Raw genomic sequence first — 25,038 nt, forward strand, 5'->3', positions numbered from 1 at the left:
GAGTTGAGGGGGAGTGAAGCAATGACGACGACAACGATGGCGGGGGCGCCGGTCGCGCCGCCCGCCGCCAAGCCGTGGTACAAGGTTCTCTATGTCCAGGTGCTGATCGCGATCGTGCTCGGCGCCCTCGTCGGCTGGCTTTGGCCGTCAATCGCCACCAACGAATGGGTCAAGGCGCTCGGCGACGGCTTCATCAAACTGATCAAGATGGTGATCGCGCCGATCATCTTCTGCACCGTTGTCTCGGGCATCGCGCATATCCAGGACGCCAAGAAGGTCGGCCGCATCGGCGTCAAGGCGCTGGTCTATTTCGAGATCGTCTCGACCTTCGCGCTGGTGATTGGACTTATCATCGGCAATCTGGTGAAGCCGGGTGCGGGCTTCGGCAGCGCCGCGGCCAACGCGCAGGCCGTCGCCAACTACGCCAAGCAGGCCGAAGGCCAGAGGTCGGTCGACTTCGTGCTGCACATCATTCCGGACACCGTGGTCGGCGCCTTCGCGCAAGGCGAGATCCTGCAGGTGCTGCTGTTCTCGGTGCTGTTCGGCTTCGCCATCATGGGGCTCGGCGAGCGCGGTCACACCATCCGCAGCTTCATCGACGACGCCGCGCATGCGGTGTTCGGAGTTATCTCCATCGTGATGCGCGCGGCGCCGATCGGTGCCTTCGGCGCGATGGCCTACACCATCGGCAAGTTCGGCACCGGGGCGATCCTCAACCTGGTCGGCCTGATCGCGACGTTCTACCTGACCGCGGCGCTGTTCGTGTTCGTCGTGCTCGGTACCATCGCGCGCTTCGCCGGCTTCTCCATCTTCAAGTTCCTCGCCTACATCAAGGACGAGCTGCTGATTGTGCTCGGCACCTCGTCCTCGGAAAGCGCGTTGCCGTCCTTGATGGAAAAGCTCGAGCGCCTCGGCTGCTCGAAGTCGGTGGTCGGCCTCGTGGTGCCCACGGGCTATTCGTTCAATCTCGACGGCACCAACATCTACATGACGCTGGCGACGCTGTTCATCGCGCAGGCGCTGGGTTTCGATCTCACCTTCGGCCAGCAGCTGACGATCCTGGTGGTGGCGATGCTGACCTCGAAGGGGGCCTCCGGTATCACCGGCGCGGGCTTCATCACGCTGGCGGCAACGCTCGCCGTGGTCGATCCGCGCCTCGTGCCGGGCATGGCGATCGTGCTCGGCATCGACAAGTTCATGAGCGAGTGCCGCGCGCTGACCAATCTGTGCGGCAACGGCGTGGCCTGCGTGATCGTCGCCTGGTGGGAGGGCGAACTCGATCGCGACAAGCTCAACGCCAACCTCGCCAGGCAGATCGATCCGACCGACATGGAAACGGCTGTCACGACGGACTGATTTGCTGGTTGCCTGTGACGGCGCTAGCTGCGCCGTCAGGTCGCGAAATAACAGGGCTGGTCGAGATCCTCGATCAGCCCTTTTTCTTTCGGCGTCCAGCCGAGAGCAGCACGCGTCTTCGCGCTCGAGGTCGGAACGTCGACGCCCACGAACTGTGCGAACCAGCCGAAATGCGCGACAGCTTCCTCCGGCGATTTGGACACGACGGGCAGGCCGAGCCGTCGGCCGATCACCTCCGCAATCGCCTTGAACGGCACGCCTTCCTCCGCGATCGCGTGATAGTGCTTCGTGGTTGCGCCTTGCTCCAGCGCCAGCCGATAGACGCGCGCGGCATCGAAGCGATGCGCGGCGGGCCAGCGGTTGCGGCCGTCGTCGACATAGGCTGACACGCCTTTCTGGCGCGCAATGTTGATCAGGATCGGGACGAAGCCGTGATCGCCCTCGCCATGGGTGGACGGCGGAAGACGAACCACGGCTGCGCGGACGCCGGCCAGCGACAACGCAGTCGATTCCGACACGCGTGGAAAGCCGTGCGCGGACTCGTCGTCCTCGGTCGCAAGGCGGCCGGGGGCGAGCAGCGCGACGCCGGAGGTGACGATAAGCGGACGGTCCGAGCCGTTGAGCTCCTCGCCGATCGCCAGGATCGCGCGGCGGTCGAGCTCGCAATTGTCCAGAAACTTCGAGAAGTCGTGGTTGAAGCCGAGGTGCAGGACGCCGTCCGAGGCAGCGGCGCCGCTGCGCAGGGACGTATGGTCCTCCAGCGACCCGCGATGGACCTCGGCGCCCATCGCGGCGAGGGTGGCTGCGCCGGTGTCGCTGCGGGCAAGGCCGGTAACGCGATGGCCGGCGGCGATCAGGTCCCGAACGACGGCGGAGCCGACGAAGCCGGTGGCGCCGGTGACGAAAACACGCATGGGTAATCTCCAAGAAACCTTTGAGAGGTTGGTGGAGACGACCATCTGCGCTAGGATTATCCGGGTAAAGTAGTGAGATTATCGGGGTATAAGAGCTAACAGGATGAGCGAGACCGCGACAGCTGAGAACCTTTTGGGGACCTACCTTAGAGACCGCCGCACCCGGCTCGATGCCGCCGCGTTCGGGTTCGCCGGCAGCCGCAGGCGTACGCCCGGGCTGCGCCGCGAGGAGGTGGCTCAGCGCGCCAATATCAGCCCGACCTGGTACACATGGCTGGAGCAGGGCCGCGGCGGCGCGCCGTCGGCCGACGTGCTCGACCGCATCGCGCGTGCGCTGATGCTGACCGATGTCGAGCGCGAGCATCTGTTCCTGATCGGCCTCGGCCGACCGCCTGAGGTGCGTTACCAGGCGAGCGAAGGCGTCTCGCCGCGGCTGCAGCGCGTGCTCGACGCACTCGAAGTCAGCCCGGCGCTGGTGCGGACCGCGACCTGGGATGTCGTCGCCTGGAATCGTGCCGCAAGCGTGGTGCTGACCGACTACGGCGCGATCCCGCCGGGACAGCGCAACATCCTGCGCTTCATCTTCTGCGATCCCCGGGTGCGCGCAGCAAATCATGACTGGGACAGCGTGGCGCGGTTCGTGGTGGCAGCCTTCAGGGCCGATGCCGCGCGGGCGGGCGCGGTCTCGCATGTCGCCGATTTCGTCGATGAGCTCTGCCGCACCAGTCCGGAATTCGCAGCGCTGTGGCGCGACAACGACGTACGCCATCATGGCGACGGCACGAAGCGGCTGCGGCACCCCGTTCACGGCACCATGTCGTTCGAATATTCGAGCTTCAATGTCGAGGGCCGCTCCGATCTCAGCATGATCGTCTACAACCCGGCGGCACCCGAAGATGCCGAGCGGATCAAAAAGCTGCTCGCCGGGCTGGTCGACTGACGAGGACAGCCCCTGGTATCCGACCATGCGGCTGATCCGTCAGCGCGCCCCACGCGAATGGGACGGCCGGCTCGCGGTCGTCGCCGCGAGCACCGAAGGTTAGAACCGCTCCGGCCGGTAAGGCGTCGGATCAATCGCCGGCGTTTCGCCGCTCATCATCTCGGCGAGCAATCGTCCGGTTGCAGGGCCCAGCGTAAAGCCTTGGTGGCCGTGGCCAAAGTTCATCCAGAGGCCGGGATGGCGTGGGGCAGGCCCGAGCACCGGCAGCATGTCGGGCGTGCAGGGGCGGGTGCCGAACCACGGATCGGGCTCGACGCGCCTGCCGAGGTCGATCAGCTCGCGCGCGGAGGCTTCGGCGCTGGCGAGCTGCACCGGCGTCGCGAGCGCATCCATGCCGGTCAGCTCCGCGCCGGTGGTGATGCGGATGCCCTTGGCCATCGGACCCATGGCGTAGCCACCGGCCTTGTCGACCAGCGGCAGATCGAGCGACGCGCCGCCGCTGTAATGCATGTGGTAGCCGCGCTTGCGCACCAGCGGAATGCTATAACCGAATTTGTGCAGCAGATCGGGCGACCACGGCCCGAGCGTCACGACGGCGTGGGCGGCATCGATGCATCCCTGATCCGTATCGACCGACCAGCCGGTGGCGGTCTGCTGCAAGCTCTGGGCATCACCGAGCACGATGCTGCCGCCGAGGCGCTCGAACAGTTCGGCATAGGCCGTGACCAGCGCGCCGGGATCTGACACGGTCCAGGTGTCGAGCCAATGGATCGCACCGGGCAAATCGTCGCGCAGGACCGGTTCGGCCTTGGCGAGCTCGGCGCCCGAGAGCGCACGAAATCTCACGCCGAATTCGCGCTGGTCTTCTTCCGCCGATTTGACGGCGAGATCGAACGATGCAGCGTCGCGATGCAGATGGCGGTATCCCGCCCGGCGGATCAGATTGTCGGCATGGGCTTCGCGGATGAGGATGTCGTGCTCCACCGTCGCGTAGGCGATCAGCCGCGCCCAGGCGTCGGTCGCCTCGCGATGCCGCTTCGGCGCCGAATGCCACCAGTAACGGAGCAGGGGCTCGATATGGAGATGAAGCGACGACAAGCTGTAGCGCACGTCGTTGGTGCGGCCCGTGGCGATCTTCAGGAGCGAGGCGATATCGCGCGGCATCGGATAGGGGCGGACCGCTTCCGCCTGGATCATCCCGGCATTGCCGTAGCTGGTCTCGCGGCCCGGCTCCCTGCGATCGACCAGCGTGACCGACCAGCCGCGCTGCTGGAGGTGCAGTGCCGCGCTAACGCCGATCATGCCGCCGCCAAGTACGATCGCGCTTTGCATCGGAATGACCTCGCCAAATCGAAACCGCCCGGTTTGGCCGGGCGGTTTCAACAGTCTTGTTCGCTTTATTCGCCGCCGCCGAAGCGGCGCGACCACCAGCCGGCGCGACGCGGTGCGGACGATGTTTGACTTTCTGCTTCCGGCGCGGGCTCCGGAGCCGGCGGGGCAACCGGCTCGGCCGCCTGCGCAACCGGTGCCGGCTCACTCGGGCTGCTTGACCCGAAGCTCACTTTTTCCCGAACCGTAGAACGGCGTCGTCCGGCCTTGTCGTCGGCGTGCTCTTCGTCCGCGGCAGCAGGAGCCGGCTCGGGCTGGGCGATCCGTGCCTCGGCGCGCGGCTCTGGCTGGGTGACCTGCGGCTCCGAGGTGTGCTCGGCCTGCGCGATCGAGGGCGCAGCCTCGCCGCCAAAACCGTCGAAATCGGCGACCGCGTCGGTCGCTTCCGACGGCGCATTGGCGGCGAGTTCGTCGCCAATGGAGCCGGCGAGACCTTCCTCGCCAGGACCGCGCCGGCGTCGTCCGCCACGGCGACCACGCCGGCGGCGGCGGTCGGCGCTGGCCTGCTGCTCGCCACGGGCTGCCTGCTCCTCGCCTTCCTCGCCGTCCTGCTCGGCCTCGACTTCCTCTTCGCCTTCGCCGGCCGCTACGGCCGTCTCGGCAACAGCGGGAGCGCCATCCTCGCGCGTCTCCTCGTCGCGCTGGCCACCGCGACCGCGGCGGCGACGGCGACGCTTGCGGCGCTGGCTGTCCTGCTCGGACGCGGCGTCGCCTGCGGTTTGCTCTTCGACGAGACCTTCGGTCTCCTCGGTCTCGACCTCGGATTCGGTCTCCGGATCGAACTCCTCGTCGTCATAGGCCTCTTCGACCAGGGGCGGCGGGCTTGCGGCCGCCTGCGCCGCCAGCAGAGCCTTGGCGGCTTCCAGCGTATGCACCTGCTCGCCGCGGTCGATGACATAGGCCTGTGGTCCGCTGACGCTCGCGTCGGCGATGACCGACAACGTGACCTTGAAGCCGTTCTCGAGGTCGCGCAGATGGCCGCGCTTGTGGTTCAGCACGTAGAGCGCGACGTCGGTGCGGGTACGGACCACGAGATTGTGGGTGGCGCCCTTCATCAGGATCTCTTCGAGGCCGCGCAGCAACTGGAGCGCAACCGAGGACACCGAGCGCACATGGCCGGTGCCACCGCAATGCGTGCAGGGATCGGTCGAGGATTCCAGCACGCTGGCGCGGATGCGCTGGCGCGACATCTCGAGCAGGCCGAAATGCGAGATGCGTCCGACCTGGATGCGCGCGCGGTCCTGCCGGAGGCAATCGGACAGCTTGCGTTCGACCGCGCGATTGTTGCGCTTCTCGTCCATGTCGATGAAGTCGATGACGATCAGGCCGGCGAGGTCGCGCAGCCGAAGCTGACGCGCGACCTCTTCGGAGGCCTCGAGATTGGTCTTGAGCGCGGTGTCCTCGATATGATGCTCGCGCGTCGAGCGTCCGGAGTTGACGTCGATCGAGACCAGCGCTTCGGTCTGGTTGATCACGATGTAGCCGCCGGAGCGCAACTGCACGGTCGGCGAGAACATCGCGTCGAGCTGGCTTTCGACGCCCATGCGCGAGAACAGCGGCTGGCCGTCGCGATACTGCCTCACCGCGCTCACATTGGCGGGCATCAGCATCTTCATGAAGTCGCGCGCTTCGCGGTAACCGGATTCACCGGCAACTGAGATCTCGTCGATCTCCTTGTTGTAGAGGTCGCGCAGCGAGCGCTTGATCAGCGAGCCTTCCTCGTAGACGAGGGTGGGGGCCTGCGACTTCAGCGTCATGTCGCGCACCGTCTCCCACATCCGGATCAGGTACTCGAAATCGCGCTTGATCTCGGGCTTGGTGCGGGCGGCACCCGCCGTGCGCAGAATGATCCCCATGCCCTCGGGCACGTCGAGATCCTGCACCACTTCCTTCAGGCGCGAACGGTCCTGCGCGCTGGTGATCTTGCGGCTGATGCCGCCGCCGCGCGCGGTGTTCGGCATCAATACGGCGTAGCGGCCGGCGAGCGAGAGGTAGGTCGTCAGCGCCGCGCCCTTGTTGCCGCGCTCTTCCTTGACGACCTGCACCAGCATCACCTGGCGGCGCTTGATGACTTCCTGGATCTTGTACTGGCGGCGCGGACGGAAGGTGCGCTCCGGCACTTCCTCCAGCACATCGTCGCCGCCGACGGATTCAACGACGTCCTCTTCGGCTTCCTCGTCGTCTTCGTCTTCGTCGTCGTCCATTGCTTCGGATTGGTGATGCGGAGCCTCGGTGCTCACGCCGGCGGCGTACACGGCGTCGGCCGGTTCGGCGGCTGACGTTACGGCCTCGGCGAGATTGTCGGCGTGTGCTTCGAAGGCAGCCGCCTGCTGCTCGGCAACGGCCTCGGTGGCGACCACGGGCTCGGCGCCGATCGCCGCAACAGGCGCCGGCGTCTCGTCGTCATGATCATGGTCGTGATGATCGTGTTCGCCGTGATGACCATGGTCGTCATGGTCATGGGCGTGATGATCGTCACCATGAGCATGATGATCGTGGTCGTGATCATGCCCTTCGTGGTCATGATCGTGATGATCGTGGCCTTCGTGCTCGCCGTGATGCTCCGCGCCGGCGTGCAGGTGCTCGCCCTCGTGCGAAGCGCCCTCGGGCAGGGCCTCGCCCTGGAGCGGCTGGGCTGCGGGATCGGCGCCTTCGACGACGTCGCTGCGGACGCGTTCGCCCTGGCTCCGGCGGCGGGAGTTGCGGTGGCGCGAGCGGCGGCGGCCGTGGGAACGGTTCTCGCTCTCTTCCTCGGCCTCGCGGTGGGCCTGCTCCTCGGCTTCGATCAGCGCCTGCCGGTCGGCAACCGGGATCTGGTAGTAATCGGGATGGATTTCGCTGAAGGCGAGGAAGCCGTGGCGGTTGCCGCCATATTCGATGAAGGCGGCCTGGAGCGAGGGTTCGACCCTCGTGACCTTGGCGAGGTAGATGTTCCCGCGCAGTTGCTTGCGTTGCGCGGTCTCGAAATCAAACTCTTCGACGCGATTGCCGCGGACCACGACGACCCGGGTCTCTTCCGGGTGGGTGGCATCGATCAACATCTTGTTGGGCATGTCTTAACTCTCGGCGGCGGCGGGCGCGATTCACCGTGGGCGCCATCAGCGCTGCCGGGTGACGCGACGGTCCACCTGATTCGGGGGTGAGGGGAAGGCCGAAACGCCGTCTCTCGCGCCTTGCCGAACCGGAAGCCGAAGGACCGAAGCGGCGCGCGGGATTGTTACTCCGCAGCGTCGCGAATGGTCCTTCAGAATTGGTCGGCACAGTCTGGCGCATCAAGCGTCGGCCCGTATGAAACATTGGGCGGCGGGGCCGCCCCTCAATCAGTTGCTGCTGGCCAGGCATGGCGCGAGCGCGCTCGCCTTGGGGTATACGAACCGCTCCCTTGAGATTAAGGGACCGGGTAACGGGTTGCGCCGCTGTCAGAACCGTCCCGGAAACGTGGTGGTAACCGGGGACCGTCCGCCGCCGGGGCTTGCCCCGCCCCACCTCGCTGCCGCGCACCGCGCTGGACTTGAGGGGAACGGAAAAACGCTGGAATTCCCAAACCTTGAGAGTTCCGGCGCTGCACCGGGAGGCTGAATGCGACACAACCGGAAATATCGGCCGTCAGCATTCCGTACATACGTGGATTGGGTCATCCGTGCAAGGAGCGTCGCACGGCGGTCACAGTCAGCGAGTTTCGCGTGCCTGTCATTAAGGATCGTTTAACCCTGTGGTTCTATTGCGTTAAAGAGGCTGCTCGGAGGCACGGAATCGGTGGCGAGCCGCGCAAATCAAAGGTTTTTGCTGGGATGCGCGCTGCTCTGCGCCGCGGCATTGCCGTGTGCTGATTCCTCGCGCCTGAAGGCGGCGGAAAGCCAGCCCCAATCCTCTGTTGCATCAGCGAATTTCCCAATCGCCTCGGCCGCCCGGCTGGCCGGTGACGGCAAGCAGACTCGCTTTATCCTCGACATCGACCAGACCGTTACCTTCCGCGCCATCACGTTGGCTGACCCGTATCGGGTGGTGGTCGACGTCCCCCAGGTCAATTTTCAACTCCCCGCGGGCACCGGGGCCGGGGGACGGGGACTGGTCAAGGCTTTCCGCTATGGGCTGGTAATGCCCGGCGGCTCGCGAATCGTGTTCGACCTGGCGGGCCCGGCCAAGATCGCCAATTCCTATGTGGTGGAGGCCGCCAACGGTCAACCAGCCCGGCTGGTGCTCGAACTGGAGGAGGTCGATCGCGCCGCCTTCGTGCCGTCGCTCGCTCCGGAAAACCGTCCCGAGTTGCGGCCCGCAATTGCCGATCCGCCGCCCGCAACGGTTCCCGGATCCATCCCCCCTGAGTCAGGGCAGCAGAAGGCCGATGGCCGTGCGGTGGTCGTGATCGATCCCGGCCATGGCGGCATCGACAACGGCACGCAGTCGAGCGGCGAGAGCGAGAAGAACCTGGTGCTGGCGTTTGGGCTGGCGCTGCGCGAGCGGCTGGAAAAGACCGGCAAATATCGCGTGGTGATGACGCGGGACGACGACACCTTCATCCCGCTTAACGACCGGGTCAAAGTCGCCCGCGCTCTCAAGGCGGCGTTGTTCGTCTCTATCCATGCGGACGCGCTGCCGCGTGCCGAAGGCGATGCGCAGGGCGCCACGATCTACACGCTGTCGGACAAGGCCTCCGACGCCGAGGCGCAGCGGCTGGCGGACGCGGAAAACCGGGCGGATGCCATCGCCGGCTTCAACCTTGCGGAGGAGCCGACCGATGTTGCCGACATCCTGATCGATCTTACCCAGCGGGAAACGCGTACCTTTTCAAGCCGCTTTGCCCGCCTCTTGATGGGCGAAATGAAGTCGACGGTGCGGATGCACAAGCACCCCCTGAAGTCGGCCGGCTTCCGCGTGCTGAAGGCGCCCGACGTGCCGTCGGTGCTGGTCGAGATCGGTTACGTCTCCAACAAGGGCGACCTCGAGCATCTGGTCTCCGAGGGTTGGCGGTCGCGTGCCGTGGGTTCGATGGCGCAGGCGATCGACGGGTTCCTGGCCAAGCGCATGGCCATCGCGGGATCGTCAAATTGACGACCCAGGGGTCGTCGAATTGAGAGGGGATTTTCCGTCCCGCCGCAAAAGCCCTAGTTTGGCCACAGCGGGCGCTTTATAAAAACGCCGCAGGGGGTTCCGGAATCGGCGAGAATCCCGCTCGGCAAGCGTCTTGGATCCGGCACGGATAGTATCGAGTAAGGCCGGTGAGTTCGCGACGTGAGGTTGGCGCCAGTTTTGGGTGCCAAGGGGCTGATACTGGGCTGATCCAGAGTTTGAACGGATAAACAGATAATGCGCTTGCTGGTGCGGTTCATGGGCTTCCTGTTCGCCGCGGGAACGGTGTTGTTCCTGGTCGGTGTCGGTGCCGTCGCAGGCCTGATCTGGCATTTCTCCAAGGACTTGCCGGACTACTCTCAGCTCCAGGATTACGAGCCGCCGGTGATGACCCGCGTGCACGCGACCGACGGCTCGCTGCTCGGCGAATACGCCAAGGAGCGGCGGCTTTATCTGCCGATCCAGGCGGTGCCGAAGCTCGTGATCAACGCGTTCCTCGCGGCCGAGGACAAGAATTTCTACGAGCATGGCGGCATCGACTACACCGGCATGGCGCGCGCCGGCGTGGCCTACATCCAGAACTACGGCTCCAACCGCCGTCCGCAGGGCGCTTCCACGATCACCCAGCAGGTCGCCAAGAACTTCCTTCTGACCAACGAGGTCTCCTTCGCGCGCAAGATCAAGGAAGCCTTGTTGGCGATGCGGATCGAGAAGACCTACTCGAAGGACAAAATCCTCGAGCTGTATCTGAATGAGATCTATCTCGGCCTCGGCGCCTACGGCATCGCGGCCGCGTCGCTGGTCTATTTCGACAAGTCGGTGAACGAGCTGACGGTGGCGGAAGCGTCCTATCTCGCGGCGCTGCCGAAGATGCCCGCGACGCTGCATCCGGTTCGCAACCGCGACCGCGCCATCGAGCGCCGCAACTACGTGATCGACCGTCTGCTGGAAAACGGCTGGATCAAGCAGGCCGACGCCGACAAGGCCCGCAAGGAGCCGCTGGCCGTCACCAACCGTTCCAACGGCGCCCACACCTTCGCCGGCGAATATTTCGCCGAGGAAGTCCGCCGCGACATTTTCGAGCGCTATGGCGAGAAGAAGCTCTACGAGGGCGGCCTCTCTGTCCGCACCACGCTCGATCCAAAGATTCAAGTCATGGCGCGCAAGACCATGGTCTCCGGCCTGGTGAACTATGATGAGCAGCAGGGCTATCGCGGCGCCATGAGCAAGCTCGATATTTCGGGCGATTGGGGCGTGAAGCTCGCCGAGATCAAGTCGCTCTCCGACATCTCGCCATGGCGCATGGCGGTGGTGCTGGAGACCAGCGACCAGTCGGCGCGCATCGGCTTCCAGCCGAGCCGTGAGCTCGGCGGCGCGGTGAGCAAGCAGCGCGAGACCGGTCTCATCACGCTCGACGGCATCAAATGGGCAAAGGCGGCCACCGGGGCTGCGAAGGGCAGGGCGGCGAGCGCGGTGTCGCAGGTGCTCCAGTCCGGCGACGTGATCTATGCCGATCCACTGTACAAGGACGGCCAGCCTGTCGAGGGCCAGTACCGACTGCGTCAGATTCCAGAAGTGTCCGGCGCGATGGTGGTGATGGACCCCTGGACCGGCCGCGTGCTGGCGATGGTCGGCGGCTTTTCGTTCGACCAGAGCCAGTTCAACCGCGCCACGCAGGCCTATCGGCAGCCCGGTTCGTCGTTCAAGCCGATCGTCTATTCGGCCGCGCTCGACAACGGCTACACGCCCTCGACTGTCGTGCTCGACGCGCCCATCGAAATCGACCAGGGCCAGGGCGCCGGCGTCTGGCGGCCTGAAAACTTCTCCTCGGGCAAGTTCCAGGGGCCGGTGACGCTGCGCAACGCGCTGCGGCAGTCGCTCAACACGGTGACGGTGCGCCTCGCGCAGGACATCGGCATGCCCCTGATCGGCGAATATGCCCGCCGCTTCGGCGTCTACGACGAGCTGCCGAATTATCTGTCCTACGCGCTCGGCGCCGGCGAGACCACGGCGATGCGCATGGTCACGGCCTATTCGATGCTCGCCAATGGCGGCCGCCGGGTGAAGCCGACCCTGATCGACCGCATCCAGGACCGCTATGGCCACACCATCTTCAAGCACGACCAGCGTGAATGCCGTGGCTGCGACGCGCCGGGCGGCTGGAAGAACCAGAACGAGCCGCAGCTGATCGACCGGCGCGAGCAGGTGCTGGATTCCATGACCGCCTATCAAATCACCGAGCTGATGGAAGGTGTGGTCCAGGCCGGTACCGCGACCGTGGTCAAGGCGGTCGGCAAGCCGATCGCCGGAAAGACCGGCACCACCAACGAGGCCAAGGACGCGTGGTTCGTCGGCTTCTCGCCCGACGTCGCCGTCGCGATCTACATGGGCTACGACAAGCCGCGTCCGCTCGGCAAGGGTAACGCCGCGACCGGCGGCCATCTCGCAGCCCCTATCGCGCGCGACTTCCTCCAGCTCGCGCTCGCCGACAAGCCCGCCGTTCCGTTCAAGGTGCCGGCCGGCATCAAGCTGGTGCGCGTCGTCTCCAAGACCGGCATGCGCGCCGGTCCGGGCGAGACCGGCGGAACCATCCTCGAAGCCTTCAAGCCGGGCACGGCACCGCCGGACAATTACTCCGTCATCGGCGTTGCCGACGCCGACGGCCGCATGCCGGCGTCGCAGCAGCAGCAGCCGGATTCCGGCTTCTTCATGCGTCCGGGCACCGGCGGGTTATACTAAGGCTTAGGACAAGACGGACGTTCCTCGCGGCGGCGGTTGCGCTTTGCAGCCGCCGCCGCTACATCCCGATCTCAATTACGCGCGGGACCAATTCCGCGAGACCAGAGAACCATATGCGCGCCGAAATCGAACGGTTGGTAGAAGAGATCAAGCAGTCAGTCGGGCTGCTGAGGAGGCATCTTTGACGTCGAGAAATCGACCGCGCGCCTCGCTGAGCTGAACAAGCTCGCAGAAGATCCCAATCTCTGGAACGATCCCCAGAAGGCCCAGAAGCTGATGCAGGAGCGGACCTCGCTTGAGGATTCGCTCTCGGGCATCGGCAAGGTCATGCAGGAACTCGAAGACGACATCGGCATGATCGAGCTCGGCGAAGCCGAGGGCGATGAGGGCGTCGTCAAGGAAGCCGAAGCTGCGCTGAAGAACCTCAAGAAGGAAGTGGCGCGGCGCGAGCTCGAGGCGCTGCTGTCGGGCGAAGCCGACGGCTTTGATTCCTATCTCGAGGTTCATGCCGGCGCCGGCGGCACCGAGAGCCAGGACTGGGCGCAGATGCTGCTGCGCATGTACACGCGCTGGGCGGAGACCCACGGCTTCAAGGTCGAGGTCATGGAAGAGTCCGACGGCGAAGAGGCCGGCATCAAGTCGGCAACGATCCAGGTCTCCGGCCGCAATGCCTATGGCTGGCTCAAGACCGAGGCCGGCGTGCATCGCCTAGTGCGCATCTCGCCATTCGATTCCAACGCGCGGCGGCACACCTCGTTCTCGTCGGTCGCGGTGTTTCCGGTGATCGACGACAGCATCAAGATCGACATCAAGGAATCCGACGTCCGCGTCGACACCATGCGCTCGGGCGGCGCCGGCGGCCAGCACGTCAACAAGACCGAATCCGCGGTGCGGTTGACGCATATTCCGACCGGCGTTGCGGTGGTCTGCCAGGCCGGCCGCTCCCAGCACAAGAACAAGGCGCAGGCCTGGGACATGTTGCGCGCACGGCTTTACCAGATCGAGCTGAAGAGGCGCGAAGAGAAAGCCGCCGCCGACCAGGCCGCCAAAACCGATATCGGCTGGGGCCACCAGATCCGCTCCTACGTGCTGCAGCCCTACCAGATGGTGAAGGATCTGCGCACGGGTGTGCAGACCTCCGACACCTCCGGCGTGCTCGGCGGCGATCTCGACGACTTCATGGCCGCGACGCTGGCGCAGCGCGCCTTCGGCACCACGGGCGCTGACATCGAGGACGTCGACTGATGCCCCGGATCGCTTTCATCGGGCTTGGACGGATGGGCCACGGCATGGCCGGCCGCTATCTCGATGCCGGTTTTACGGTGACGCTGTGGAATCGCAGCAAGACCAAGGCGGAAGACCTGATCGCGCGCGGCGCGCTCTGGGCGACCTCGCCTGAGGACGCCGCGATCGATGCGGATGCGGTGGTGACCATGGTCGCCGACGACGAAGCCTCGCGCGCAGTCTGGCTCGGCCCGAAGGGCGCGGCCAAGACCGCGAAGGCCGGCACCATCGCGATCGAATGCTCCACCGTTTCCTATGACCACGCCCGCGAGATGGGCCGCGAACTCAACGCGCGCGGGCTGATCTATATCGATTGCCCCGTGACGGGTTTGCCGGATGCGGCAGCGAGCGGAAAGCTGACGCTGCTGGTTGGCGCTGACGCTGCCGATCTCGAACGCGCGCGGCCCTATCTCGAACCGATCGGCTCGACCATCCGCCATTTCGGCGCGGTCGGCACCGGCACCGTCTACAAGCTCGTCAATAATCTGATGGGGGCCATCCAGATCGTCGGTCTCGCCGAAGGCCTCGCCATCGCCGAGCAGGCGGGGCTCGACATGAATCTGGTGCTGGAATCGATCCAGGCCGGCGTCGCCGCAAGCCCGCAGGTGCAGCGCCACTCCAAGCGCATGGTCGCCCGCGATTTCAGCGGCGCGACGTTCACGGCGGCGCTGCGGCACAAGGATGCTGCCTACGCCGTGAAGCTCGCCGAGAGCCTGCTGGCCGACAAGCCACTGGTCTCGCGCGCTGCGGTCGAGTCCTACGCGCAGGCAAAAGCTGCGATGCCGGATGACGATGAAGGCAAGATGATCGAGCTGGTGTCGCGGCCGAAGAAGCCGTCATAGCGGATCACATCGACATCGGTAGGCACGTTCGCTCCGTTAGAGCATCGGCTTCGTAAACCGGTGCTTCATCGGAAATCGGGTGGCGCTGTTCGCTGTGCTGTCCTAGGCGGCAAGCTCGGCCGCCGAGATGAGACGCCATGCCCCCAAACGACAACCGGATCGACGCGCGGGACTGGTCGCTGCTCGCGCTTCTCTCGGTCCTCTGGGGCGGCTCGTTCTTCTTCAACGGTGCGGCGTTGCGGGAGTTGCCGCCGCTGACATTGGTGTTTTTGCGTGTCGGGCTGGGCGCGGCCATTCTGCTGCCGCTGCTGCGCCTCCAGGGAATCCGTTTTCCCAAGGGCATGGCGGGCTGGAAGCCGTTCGTTGCGATTGGATTCCTCAATAACGTCATCCCGTTCTCGTTGATCGTGATCGGACAGACTTTCATCCCGAGCGGCCTGGCGTCGATCCTGAATGCCACCACGCCGCTGTTCACGGTGATCGTGATGGCGGCGGCAGGCGAAGAGGCCTTACAGCTGCGCCGCGTCGCCGGCGTGGCGCTGGGCCTCTCCGGCGTGATCATCCTGCGCGGATGGGGCGTTGAAACACGGGCAGGGCAGGGGCTCGGCATCCTGCTCTGCCTCGGCGGCGCCTTCAGCTATGGCTTTGCGGCGCTGGCGGCGCGGCGGTTGTTGAAGGACGCAGCCCCGCTGGGGACGGCAGCATTTCAGCTGATGGCTTCCACGGTGATGATGGCGATCGTCGCCGGCGCAATGGAGCAGCCGTGGCGTCTCCCGATGCCGGGCGTGACGATTTGGCTCGCGGTGCTTGGCCTTGCCGGCCTGTCGACGGCGCTCGCCTATATCGTCTTCTTCCAGATCCTGCGGCGCTCGGGCGCGACCAATGTGATGCTGGTGACGCTGCTCATTCCCGTCACCGCCGTCCTTCTGGGATGGCTTGTGCTGGGCGAGCCGATCTCCATGCGTGAGATCGCGGGCGCCATCGTCATCGGCAGCGCGTTGCTGGTGATCGACGGACGCGTTCTAAATCTACTGCGGCGCGTCACGTAAGTTCCGGATCGTCGTTTCACGTCGCGGAAAATCGAAGCGCTTGCCAGCGGCAAGTCCGCTTGCGACACTCCCGGCAAAACAAGACTACAAAATAGGGGAGAGAACGATGCCGGGTCGTCGCGAAAACCTTGTTGCCCTCGCCATTTTTGCTGCCGGAGTGTTGGTCACGATACCGGCGCTGGCGCAGAAGAAATACGATCCCGGCGCCACCGACACCGAAATCAAGCTCGGCAACATCATGCCCTATAGCGGGCCGGCGTCATCCTATGGCGTGATCGGCAAGACCGAGGCCGCATTCTTCAAGATGGTCAACGACCAGGGCGGCATCAACGGCCGCAAGATCAATTTCATCAGCTATGACGACGCCTATTCGCCGCCGAAGGCGATCGAGCAGGCGCGCAAGCTGGTCGAGAGCGACGAGGTGTTGCTGATCTTCCAGCCGCTTGGCACGCCTTCGAACTCCGCGATCATGAAATATATGAATTCCAAGAAAGTGCCGCAGCTCTTCGTCGCCTCCGGAGGCACCAAGTTCGGCGACCCCAAGAATTTCCCGTGGACCATGGGATTCCAGCCGAACTACCAAAGCGAAGGGCGGATCTACGCAAAGTACATCCGCGACAAATTCCCCAACAGCAAGATTGCGGTGTTCTGGCAGAACGACGATGCCGGCAAGGACCAGTTCAAGGGCCTGAAGGACGGGCTTGGCGACAAGGCCAACATGATCATCGCAGACAAATCCTATGAGGTCAGCGATCCCTCGATCGACTCGCAGATCGTCGCCTTGCATGATTCAGGCGCCGACATCTTCTTTTCCTGGGCTGCGCCCAAAGGCTCCGCGCAGGCGATCCGCAAGGTCGGCGAACTTGGCTGGAAGCCAAAATTCTTCCTCGCCAACACCGCGACCTCGGTCGCCTCGGTGCTCAAGCCCGCCGGGCTCGACTATTCCAAGGACATCATCTCGACCGTCTATCTCAAGGACCCGACCGATCCGACCTGGGACAAGGATCCTGCGGTGGTCAAATGGCGCGAGTTCATGGACAAATATTACCCTGACGGCGACAAGGCCAATGCCAACAACGTTTACGGCTACGTCCAGGCCGAGGCGATGGCGCAGGTGCTGAAGCAGTGCGGCGACAACCTCACACGTGACAACGTCATGAAGCAGGCCACCAGCCTGAAGGATTTTCACACCGATCTGATGCTGCCCGGCATCCTGGTCAACACCTCGGCCGATGACTATTTCCCGATCGAGCAGATGCAGCTGATGCGGCTTCAACGGGCAGGCTTGGGAGTTGTTCGGCGACGTCATCACCGGCGAAGTCGGCCACGAGCGCGGTCAATAGTCAGGGCTGGCGGCCAGAGCTAAGCGCGTGCACCCAAAGCGAGAAGCGCAGGCCTAGCCCGCGCTGAGTCGCACGCCGGCACGCAAGAACTTCTGCGGGTCGACCGCTTCGCCGTCGATGCGGGTTTCGTAGTGCAGATGCGGGCCGGTGGAACGGCCGGTCGATCCGACGAGACCAACGACCTGGCCGATCTTCACGATCTCGCCGACCCTGACATTGATCTCTGAGAGATGGCCGTAGCGGGTCGCAAGGCCATTGCCGTGATCGACCTCGATCATGCGGCCGTAGCCGCCGGACCAGCCGGCCGAGACGACCTTGCCGTTGGCGGTGACGCGAACGGGATCGCCGGTCGCGGCGCGGAAGTCGAGCCCGGTGTGCATCGCGGGCCGGCCGAGGAACGGATCGCTGCGCACGCCGAAGCCGGAGGTGAACTCGACCTCGCCGATGACGGGCTTGCGATAGGGCACGAGTGCGAGCGTGCGATTGAGCCGGTCCATCTCGGTGCGGGTGCTGTTGATGCGTGAGAGCTGCTTCTCGAACGGCCCTGAACTGGCCGTGAGTTTAACGGGTACGAAAGGCCCGCCCATCGCAGTGCGCGGCACGGCGGCTTCGAGATTTGCGAGGTTCAGGCCGAGATCGCTGACGACGCCGCGCATCCGGCGCATGCGTGAATCCATGCCTTCCTCGACGGCGTTGAGCGCCGCCATCTGGCGACGCTCGACCTGGTCAAGCGAGGTCGTGAGCCGAACCACGACGTTGTCGAACCCCTGGTTCTTGGCGAATTGATTGACCGGCGGAGCCGCGAGGGTCGGCGCGCGCGATTCGAGCCGCGCTTCGCGATCCGGCGGCGCCACGAAAATCACGGTGTCGCTGATCGGCGAGGGTTTTGGCGTGCCCTGCGTCGCCTGGCTCGCGTCGCCACGCTGCGGGGTGGAGCGGGGAATCGATCCGGTCACGTCGGGCATGGCGCCAAGCGCCGTCGCCCGGGACTCCAGCGCCGTCTGGCGCTTCATGATCTGGTCGAGCTTCTGGTCGAACTGCTCCTGGTCGAGCAGCTGCCGGCTGGTGGTGCGATCGACCTTGGCGCGCAGCTCGGTGATGCGGTCCTCATAGGCGTATTGCATCTCTGCCTGCCGGGCGATCAGCCGGCTAAGGACGTCGTCGCGGAAGGCGAAATAGGTCGCGGTTGCGGCCGACCAGAGCCCGAGCAGCACGACGGTGCCGACCACGATCCAGAACACCACAGGCCCCAGGCGAACCTGCTTGCCGTGATGCACAATGGTGTAGGCGTCATCGGTGTCCGGAAGGGGAATCGCGGCTGCCGCCGTCGCGGCAGGACGGCGGTTGAAAGACCGTCCGTGGTCGTGCGGGTGATGTTGGGTGTACTGCGAATATTGGGCAGAACTTTTCGACATCGGCACTCCCGCGCCGGTCGGATGAGTCCGTACGGCTTAATTGCCGCAGCAATCTGGGCCGGTCATGGTTAATTTTCCGGAAATGGAACCCCTTGAATTTAAAGGATTGGTTAAAGGCTTCTTGCCGCTTCCAGCACCTCGTCGGCGTGGCCGTCGACCCGGACATTACGCCAGACCTTGGCGACCTTGCCGTCGGCGCCGAGCAATATCGTGGTGCGAAGAACTCCCAGGAAGGTCTTGCCATACATCGATTTTTCGCCCCAGACGCCGTAGGCCTCCAACATCTCATGCTTCTCATCCGAGATCAGGGGGACGCCGAGACCGTGCTTGTCGCGAAACTTCTCCTGGGCCTTTAACGGATCGGCGGAGATACCAAGCACCGCCGTGCCAGCCGTGGCGAAGGCGCCGGTCAGCCGGGTGAAGTCGATGGCCTCCCTGGTGCAGCCCGGCGTGTCGGCGCGGGGATAGAAGAACAGGACGAGCTTGTGGCCGGCATAATCCGATAGCGCAACGACACCGCCGCCGTCGCGGGGCAGGCGGAAGGCGGGAGCCTTCTGGCCCTCGGCCAAGGCCGCCTTCGCCGCCGTTCCGGGCGCGGAGGCGGATTTAGAAGAATTTAACCGTTTCGATGCGGCCTTATGCGATGCTGCTTTTGCTATCGTTCCAGTTGATTTGCTCGCCGGTGTCCGCTGTGTTTTCGCGGACTTTGTTTGAGTCGCGGCCCGCGTTTTCAGGGGCGCCTTTTTAGCCGTCGAACTGCCGGAGGGCGTTTTGGACGATTTCTTTCGGGATTTCTGGGACATACGCCTTCCTTTCGTCGCTTTCGGCGGGTCAACCAAAGCGGTATTACAGCCTTCGTCCGGTGTGCCGGAATCGCGCCCTCAGGTTGGCGAGTCTGACGACGCCGGAGTCTGGTTACAAGGAATTACACGCACCACCCCACTGCTCGTTGAACGCGCTCCCGGGGCGAAATGACGAACAGCAGGAACATTCGAGGTATGGCGGCAATGCCGGCGCAGGGAGCTTCGCTTCCGGTCGACGGCTGCGGTCCTGGCGGCGCTCAATCCCACGACGGGCGCCTGTATCGAGAGGCAATGGCAAGGAATACGTCGCCCCAGGACTACAATCAGGATTTGGATCGGCGCGGCGGCCAACAAGAGTCGCAGCAATGGGACGACGCCGATTGGGATTCGGATCAGGAAGCGGCGGCGGGCCATCGGGCGCGCCGGCTGTTGTCGCGTTCCAGTTCGGGCTTCCATCGTTTCGGTGACGGGTTTGGGAGGTTGCGCCGCTGGCTGGGTGGTGGACGCTGGCTAAAGCGCACGGCCGTGGTCGTCGGTGCCCTGGCCGTCATCTTCGTCGGCTGTTTCGGCGCGCTGTGGTGGCGGCTCGGCGCCGGTCCCATCAATCTGGACATTGCGACGCCGTGGCTCGCCGCGGCGATCGAGGACAATATAGGCCACGGCAACACGGTTGAGGTCGGCGGCACGCAGATCGAGCGGACCGGGCGGATCCGCATCGCCGTGCGTATCCGTGACATCGTCGTGCGCGACCAGGATCACGCCATTGTCGCCACCGCGCCGAAGGCTGAGGTGAGGCTCTCGGGTGCGGGTCTGCTGATGGGACGCCTGCGCGCCGAAAGCCTCAACCTCGTCGATGCCGAGCTCGCGATCCGGATCGCGCCCGACGGCACCGTCACGGTGTCGGCCGGCGACACCGCAAAGCCGCTCGCAACCGGCGTCGCCTCCAAGAAGGACGCGGGCCTGCCACCGACATTCCCGCGCAACGGTGGCCCACCGCCGCCATTCGCAACAGTGCCTGCGAGTCCGGACGCATCGCAAGCCGTTGCCCAGGCCACGCCCCCGAGTGGGATTCTTCAGGGTCTCGACTGGCTCGACAGTCTGAGCATGACCGGCCTCGACGGTCAGAACCTCAACGAGATCGGCCTGAAGAACGGCAATCTGGTCGTTGACGATCAGCAGCGCGGCAGCAAATGGACGTTTGAGAACATCACGCTCAGCCTGCGCCGGCCGAGCCGTGGCGGCGTCGCGCTCAGCCTCGGCGAGGAGGGCGCGCGTCCGTGGTCGCTGCGTGCCACGATCGGCCCCGCCGAGAATGGCGTGCGCTCGGTCGATATCCGCGCCGACAAGGTCTCGACCGCCAACATCCTGCTGGCGTTGCGGGTGAAGGACCTCACCTATACCGCCGACCTGCCGCTGACCGGCGAGCTCAAGGGCGAGCTCGGCCGCGACGGCGTGCCGACATTCTTCCGCGGCAAGATTGCGATCGGCGCGGGCAACATCATCGACACCGACACGCCCGACTATCCGATGGCGATCGACTCGGCCGAGATCAATGTCGAGTGGGATTCGAGCCGGCGGGTGCTGGTCGCGCCGTTCAAGATTCTGTCGGGCGCGAACCGCCTGACCCTTCTGGCCCATCTCGAGCCGCCCAACGGCACCATCAATGACTGGCAGCTCGGCTTCAGCGGCGGTTCGATCCTGCTGGGCGGCATCGACAACGAGCCGCCGCTGGTCTTCAACCGGATTGCGATCGGCTTCCGCTTCGACACCGACCACAAAAGGCTGCTGTTGACGCAGGCCGATATCTCCAACGGAGAGATCGGCGTCGCCGGCACCGGTGCGATCGACTATTCGGGCGAGCCGCGGCTGACACTGGGTTTTGCGGGGACGCCGATGTCGGCCTCCGCGCTCAAGCGGATGTGGCCGACGCTTGTCGTTCCCGAATTGCGCGAATGGGTGATCGAGCGGATCGAGCGTGGCACGCTGCAGCGCATCGAGATCGGCGTCAATTCGCCGGTCAAGAATCTTCCGCGCAGGGGTCCACCCATTCCCGACGACGGCCTGTCGGTCAATATCGTTGCAAGCGGTGTCGCGGTTCGCCCCGTGGATGGCATGCCGGTGGTGCACGATGCCGATTTGAAGGCGCGCGTGACCGGGCGCACCGCGACCGTGAATATCGGGCAGGGCATTGCTGATACCCCGGCGGGCCGCAAGATCACGATTTCCGACTTCGTGTTCGAGGTGCCTGATATGGTTCCCAAGCCGTCGCCGTCGCGGACCAGGTTCCGTGCCGATGGCCCGGTGCCTGCGGCCGCCGAAATGCTTTCCAATGATCGCCTGAGCGATCTGTCGTCGACCGTCATCGATCCCAACACCAGCAAAGGGACGTTCTCGGCGAACATCCAGCTGGGCCTGCCGGTCAAGGGCGAGCTGACCAAGGCCGATACCACCTATACCGTCACCGCCGATCTCAACGGTTTTGCTGCCGACAAGCTGGTCATGAACCAGAAGCTGGAGGCCAACAACCTCAAGATCGTCGCGAACAACCAAGGCTATCAGGTCAAGGGCGACGTCAAGATCAACGGGCAGGCGGCCTCGCTCGACTACCGCAAGCCGGCTGAGGGCGATGCGGACGTCAAATTGCAGGCGACGCTCGACGATGCGGGCCGCGCGCGCCTCGGATTCGATCTGAGCCCCGCCGTCAGCGGATCGCTGCCGATCAAGCTGTCGGGCAAGATCGCAGGAGGGCCCGACCAGACGACGAAGCTCGGCGTCGAGGCCGACCTGACCTCGGTCAGGCTCGACAACATCCTGCCCGGCTGGGTCAAGCTGCCGGGCAAATCGGGCAAGGCCAGCTTCAAGGTGGTGCCGACGGCGCAATCGACGCGTCTGGAGGACATCGTCGTCGAAGGCGGCGGTGCCTCGATCAAAGGGGCGCTCGAGGTCGATGCCAGCGGCGACCTCATGAACGCGAACTTCCCGACCTACGCGCCCTCCGACGGCGACAAGGCGTCGCTGAAGGTGGAGCGAGGCCAGGACGGCGTGATCAAGGGCACGATGCGCGGCGACGTATTCGACGGCCGCGGCTTCCTGAAGTCGGCGATCTCAGGCAATTCCAAGGACGATGCCAAGAGCAAGACGAAGAACGTCGATTTCGACATCGACGTGAAGCTCGGCGCCGTCATGGGTTTCAACGGCGAGGCGATGCGCAGCGTCGACGCCAAGATGTCGCGCCGCAGCGGCGCGGTCAAAGCCTTCACGCTGAGCGGCAGGATCGGAAAAGACACTCCCGTGGCGGCCGATTTGCGCGGCGGTCGCGCCCAGGGCAACCGTGAGGTGATCTATCTCCAGACCAACGATGCCGGCAGCTTCCTGCGCTTCACCGACACCACCAACAAGGTCTTCGGCGGCCAGATGGTGGTGGCGATGGAGCCGCCGACGTCAGAGCCTACGACAAGAGAAGGCCTGATCAACGTGCGCGACTTCTCGGTCAAGGGAATGGAACAGCTCGATCGCGTCGCGGCGGGCGCGGCCAACGGCGCGCAGAGCGGCGTGGCCTTCACGGCGTTGCGCGCGGAGTTCACGCGGCAGAACGGCGCGCTCACGATCCGCGACGGCGTGGTCAAGGGTCCGATGGTCGGCGCCACCATCGAGGGCTCGATCGACTTTCCCGGCAACCAGGTGTGCATGAGCGGCACCTTCGTGCCGATGTACGGGTTGAACAACATGTTCGGACAGATTCCGGTACTCGGGCTGTTCCTGGGTGGTGGCGATAAAGAGGGACTGATCGGCGTAACCTACGAGGTCGTCGGCACGCCGGCCGCGCCCGTGATGCGCGTCAATCCGGTCTCGGCCATGGTGCCGGGCGTGTTCCGAAAGATCTTCGAGTTCAACACCGGCAAGCAGAACACGCCGTTCGAGGAATTCCCCTCGCAATCGCACGATGGTTCGACCGGATCGCCGCGTCAACTATCGAGCGGCTGCAGCATCGCGCGGCGATAGCGCGCTGGGCTGATTCGCCGAGTGCGATCAGGTCGGGCCACCGCCGAGTCAGCCTACGCCGCGCGCACGCCGGCCAGGAACGTCCCGACTTCGCCGGAGAGCTGCTCGGCCTGCTTGGAGAGGTTCGAGGCGGCTGCGAGCACCATGCCTGCGGCATTGCCGGTCTCGTTCGCTGCCGTGCTGACGCCGCCGATATTGGTGGTGACTTCCTGGGTCGCCTCGGCGGTCTGCGAAACGCTGCGGGCGATCTCGGCGGTGGCGGCGCCTTGCTCTTCGATCGCGGCCCCGATCGAGGTCGCGATCCGGCTGACTTCCTCGATGGTGGCGGTGATGCCACCGATGGCGTCCACGGCCTCCTTGGTCGCGCCCTGGATCTGCGCGATCTTGTCACCAATCTCGCGGGTCGCTTCCGCGGTCTGGCTCGCCAGCGATTTCACCTCGGAGGCGACGACGGCAAAGCCGCGGCCGGCTTCACCGGCGCGCGCGGCCTCGATGGTGGCGTTGAGCGCGAGCAGATTGGTCTGCGCCGCGATGCTGGAGATCAGCTCGGCGACATGTTCGATCTGCTGGGCACCGTCCGAGAGGGCGCGCACGATGGTGTCGGTGCGGCGTGCGCTGTCCACGGCGCGGCCGGTGACCTCGGCGGATTGCGCGACCTGACGGCTGATCTCGGTGATGGAGGAGGAGAGTTCTTCGGCAGCGGCCGCGACCGTCTGAACGCGCTGGCTGGCTTCGGTGGCGGCCGAGCCGACCACGGCGGCGCGGCGGTTGGTGCCTTCCGCGGTCGACGACATCGACTTGGCGGTGACCTCCAGTTCGCCGGAGCCCGAGGCCATCAGGCCGACGAGCTGGCCGACGGAGGCATCGAACCGGTCGGCAAGCGAGATCAGCGCATCGCGCTTCTCCTGCTCGCTGCGGGTCTTGGTGGCGACCTGCTCGGCCTCCAGGTTACGCGCTGTCAGCGCGGTCTGCCTGAGCACTTCGAGGGTCTCGGCCATGCGGCCGATCTCATCGCCGCGACCGGTTTCCTCGACTGGCTTGTCGATGGCGCCTTCAGAAATCTCCTGCATGCGGGTCTTCTGGCGGTCGAGCGCGCTCAGCACGTCGCGGGCGATCAGCCAGGACAGGGTCGCCATCAGCAGCATCAGGCCAGCGCCGATCCCGGCAAGCTCGAGCGTCAGCGCGCGGACGTCGGCGTCGATGTCGTCGACATAGAGGCCGTAGCTGATCGTCGCGTTCCAGGGCGCAAACTTGCGCGTGAAAACGGTCTTGCGGACGGGCTCCGTCTGGCCGGGGCGGGGGTAGAGATATGAGGTTACGCCGCCCTGAGCAGTCTGGTTGCCGGCACTTATGATCGCATCTGCGATGAGGACACCGTTGGAGTCCTTTGCACCCGTGATCTTGCCTTCGAGCTGCTGGTTCGCGCCGTTCACCAGGATCGAGGTATCGGCGTTATAGACCACCGGGTAGCCCTGGTTACCGTTGAATGTCATGCGCCGTCCGCGCATGTGGAACTGGGCCTTTGCTTCGGCCTGCGTCAGCTTGCCGGCGGTGACGTCGTCCTGGACCGACTGGGCAAGGGTGTAGAGGATGTCGACCGCTGTCTTCATCTGCTGGACCCGGTCTTCCATCATGCGGCTCTTGCTGAGGAAGGCCGATACCGCGATGATGGCGGTGATTGTGAGAGCCGCGAGGCAGACCATGCTGGTAAGCTTGGTGCGGATCTTCAGATGGCTCAGCAGCTTCATCGCAGCCTCTACGAAATGGTTGTTATTGCTCGCATCAGTAGCATGAAGTTCTTACCATTCATGAACATAGCTATGCCTCGACCCGCTGCGGGACAGCCGCTGCGCAACCTTATGCGCAAGCGTGCAGGCAAAACGCCATGCATC

15 protein-coding genes and 1 pseudogene are annotated in these 25,038 nt (G+C 65.0%); 10 read left to right on the top strand and 6 right to left on the bottom strand.

What is annotated here, in order from left to right; translation table 11 throughout:
* Positions 1 to 21: 21 nt before the first annotated feature.
* Positions 22 to 1,356: a dicarboxylate/amino acid:cation symporter gene (locus tag ACVWW3_RS09705; RefSeq protein WP_247440563.1), complete on the top strand. Its 1,335-nt coding sequence runs from the start codon at positions 22 to 24 to the stop codon at positions 1,354 to 1,356.
* Between the two features lie 35 nt (positions 1,357 to 1,391).
* Here the strand turns inward: ACVWW3_RS09705 and ACVWW3_RS09710 are convergent, their stop codons facing one another.
* A complete protein-coding gene (locus ACVWW3_RS09710; protein WP_456650201.1) occupies positions 1,392 to 2,270 on the bottom strand; it encodes an SDR family oxidoreductase in 879 nt (292 codons plus the stop codon).
* 103 nt (positions 2,271 to 2,373) lie between these two features.
* On the opposite strand from ACVWW3_RS09710, the gene ACVWW3_RS09715 reads away from it, so the two are divergent.
* Positions 2,374 to 3,210, top strand: a complete 837-nt coding sequence (locus ACVWW3_RS09715) for a helix-turn-helix transcriptional regulator (RefSeq protein WP_247347183.1) — start codon at positions 2,374 to 2,376, stop codon at positions 3,208 to 3,210.
* Between the two features lie 99 nt (positions 3,211 to 3,309).
* Here ACVWW3_RS09715 and ACVWW3_RS09720 read toward each other — a convergent pair whose 3' ends face one another.
* Together ACVWW3_RS09720 and ACVWW3_RS09725 are read right to left on the bottom strand one after the other, a co-directional pair.
* The gene (locus ACVWW3_RS09720) at positions 3,310 to 4,542 is read right to left on the bottom strand and encodes an NAD(P)/FAD-dependent oxidoreductase (RefSeq protein ID WP_456650200.1); all 1,233 of its coding nucleotides are present in this window, start codon (positions 4,540 to 4,542) and stop codon (positions 3,310 to 3,312) included.
* A 65-nt stretch (positions 4,543 to 4,607) separates the two neighbouring features.
* Positions 4,608 to 6,959: an Rne/Rng family ribonuclease gene (locus tag ACVWW3_RS09725; RefSeq protein WP_456650199.1), complete on the bottom strand. Its 2,352-nt coding sequence runs from the start codon at positions 6,957 to 6,959 to the stop codon at positions 4,608 to 4,610.
* On the opposite strand from ACVWW3_RS09725, the gene ACVWW3_RS09730 reads away from it, so the two are divergent.
* The 7 genes and pseudogenes from ACVWW3_RS09730 to ACVWW3_RS09760 all read left to right on the top strand — a co-directional run bounded on the left by ACVWW3_RS09730 (position 6,906) and on the right by ACVWW3_RS09760 (position 16,926).
* The gene (locus ACVWW3_RS09730; protein WP_345946796.1) at positions 6,906 to 7,742 is read left to right on the top strand and encodes a hypothetical protein; all 837 of its coding nucleotides are present in this window, start codon (positions 6,906 to 6,908) and stop codon (positions 7,740 to 7,742) included. The two genes, ACVWW3_RS09725 and ACVWW3_RS09730, sit on opposite strands and share 54 nt — an antisense overlap.
* A 613-nt stretch (positions 7,743 to 8,355) precedes the next feature.
* A complete protein-coding gene (locus tag ACVWW3_RS09735; RefSeq protein ID WP_247440570.1) occupies positions 8,356 to 9,651 on the top strand; it encodes an N-acetylmuramoyl-L-alanine amidase in 1,296 nt (431 codons plus the stop codon).
* Positions 9,652 to 9,906: 255 nt separating this feature from the next.
* Entirely contained in the window at positions 9,907 to 12,408 is a 2,502-nt protein-coding gene (locus tag ACVWW3_RS09740) for a penicillin-binding protein 1A (protein WP_247347175.1), read from the top strand.
* Between the two features lie 113 nt (positions 12,409 to 12,521).
* Positions 12,522 to 13,653 (top strand): peptide chain release factor 2 gene (gene prfB, locus ACVWW3_RS09745; protein WP_247347172.1). Its coding sequence is split into 2 segments (ribosomal slippage): positions 12,522 to 12,590 and positions 12,592 to 13,653, totalling 1,131 coding nucleotides; the frame shifts between segments, so codons are not numbered across the junction.
* Entirely contained in the window at positions 13,653 to 14,534 is an 882-nt protein-coding gene (locus ACVWW3_RS09750) for an NAD(P)-dependent oxidoreductase (protein ID WP_456650198.1), read from the top strand. The genes prfB and ACVWW3_RS09750 overlap by 1 nt, the downstream gene beginning before the upstream one ends.
* Positions 14,535 to 14,671: 137 nt before the next feature.
* Positions 14,672 to 15,583 (top strand): DMT family transporter, encoded by a 912-nt coding sequence (locus ACVWW3_RS09755; protein ID WP_354103528.1) that lies wholly within the window; start codon positions 14,672 to 14,674, stop codon positions 15,581 to 15,583.
* Positions 15,584 to 15,689: 106 nt separating this feature from the next.
* A pseudogene (locus ACVWW3_RS09760) lies at positions 15,690 to 16,926 on the top strand (ABC transporter substrate-binding protein).
* A 53-nt stretch (positions 16,927 to 16,979) separates the two neighbouring features.
* Here the strand turns inward: ACVWW3_RS09760 and ACVWW3_RS09765 are convergent.
* Together ACVWW3_RS09765 and ACVWW3_RS09770 are read right to left on the bottom strand one after the other, a co-directional pair.
* Positions 16,980 to 18,341 (bottom strand): peptidoglycan DD-metalloendopeptidase family protein, encoded by a 1,362-nt coding sequence (locus tag ACVWW3_RS09765; protein WP_456650196.1) that lies wholly within the window; start codon positions 18,339 to 18,341, stop codon positions 16,980 to 16,982.
* Between the two features lie 110 nt (positions 18,342 to 18,451).
* Positions 18,452 to 19,144, bottom strand: coding sequence for a peroxiredoxin (locus ACVWW3_RS09770; protein ID WP_456652034.1), 693 nt, complete (start codon positions 19,142 to 19,144; stop codon positions 18,452 to 18,454).
* Positions 19,145 to 19,348: 204 nt separating this feature from the next.
* Between ACVWW3_RS09770 and ACVWW3_RS09775 the strand changes: the two genes are divergently transcribed.
* Entirely contained in the window at positions 19,349 to 23,146 is a 3,798-nt protein-coding gene (locus ACVWW3_RS09775) for a YhdP family protein (protein WP_456652033.1), read from the top strand.
* A 53-nt stretch (positions 23,147 to 23,199) separates the two neighbouring features.
* Here ACVWW3_RS09775 and ACVWW3_RS09780 read toward each other — a convergent pair whose 3' ends face one another.
* Positions 23,200 to 24,894, bottom strand: a complete 1,695-nt coding sequence (locus ACVWW3_RS09780) for a methyl-accepting chemotaxis protein (protein ID WP_456650195.1) — start codon at positions 24,892 to 24,894, stop codon at positions 23,200 to 23,202.
* Between the last annotated feature and the right edge of the window lie 144 nt (positions 24,895 to 25,038).

The sequence above is a fragment of the Bradyrhizobium sp. LM2.9 genome (assembly GCF_054056555.1).

Coding starts and splice junctions, on each gene's coding strand:
- ACVWW3_RS09705 (WP_247440563.1), top strand. CDS start 22: ATGACGACGACAACGATGGCGGGGGCGCCGGTCGCGCCGCCCGCCGCC.
- ACVWW3_RS09710 (WP_456650201.1), bottom strand. CDS start 2,270: ATGCGTGTTTTCGTCACCGGCGCCACCGGCTTCGTCGGCTCCGCCGTC.
- ACVWW3_RS09715 (WP_247347183.1), top strand. CDS start 2,374: ATGAGCGAGACCGCGACAGCTGAGAACCTTTTGGGGACCTACCTTAGA.
- ACVWW3_RS09720 (WP_456650200.1), bottom strand. CDS start 4,542: ATGCAAAGCGCGATCGTACTTGGCGGCGGCATGATCGGCGTTAGCGCG.
- ACVWW3_RS09740 (WP_247347175.1), top strand. CDS start 9,907: ATGCGCTTGCTGGTGCGGTTCATGGGCTTCCTGTTCGCCGCGGGAACG.
- ACVWW3_RS09750 (WP_456650198.1), top strand. CDS start 13,653: ATGCCCCGGATCGCTTTCATCGGGCTTGGACGGATGGGCCACGGCATG.
- ACVWW3_RS09755 (WP_354103528.1), top strand. CDS start 14,672: ATGCCCCCAAACGACAACCGGATCGACGCGCGGGACTGGTCGCTGCTC.
- ACVWW3_RS09765 (WP_456650196.1), bottom strand. CDS start 18,341: ATGTCGAAAAGTTCTGCCCAATATTCGCAGTACACCCAACATCACCCG.
- ACVWW3_RS09770 (WP_456652034.1), bottom strand. CDS start 19,144: ATGTCCCAGAAATCCCGAAAGAAATCGTCCAAAACGCCCTCCGGCAGT.
- ACVWW3_RS09775 (WP_456652033.1), top strand. CDS start 19,349: ATGCCGGCGCAGGGAGCTTCGCTTCCGGTCGACGGCTGCGGTCCTGGC.
- ACVWW3_RS09780 (WP_456650195.1), bottom strand. CDS start 24,894: ATGAAGCTGCTGAGCCATCTGAAGATCCGCACCAAGCTTACCAGCATG.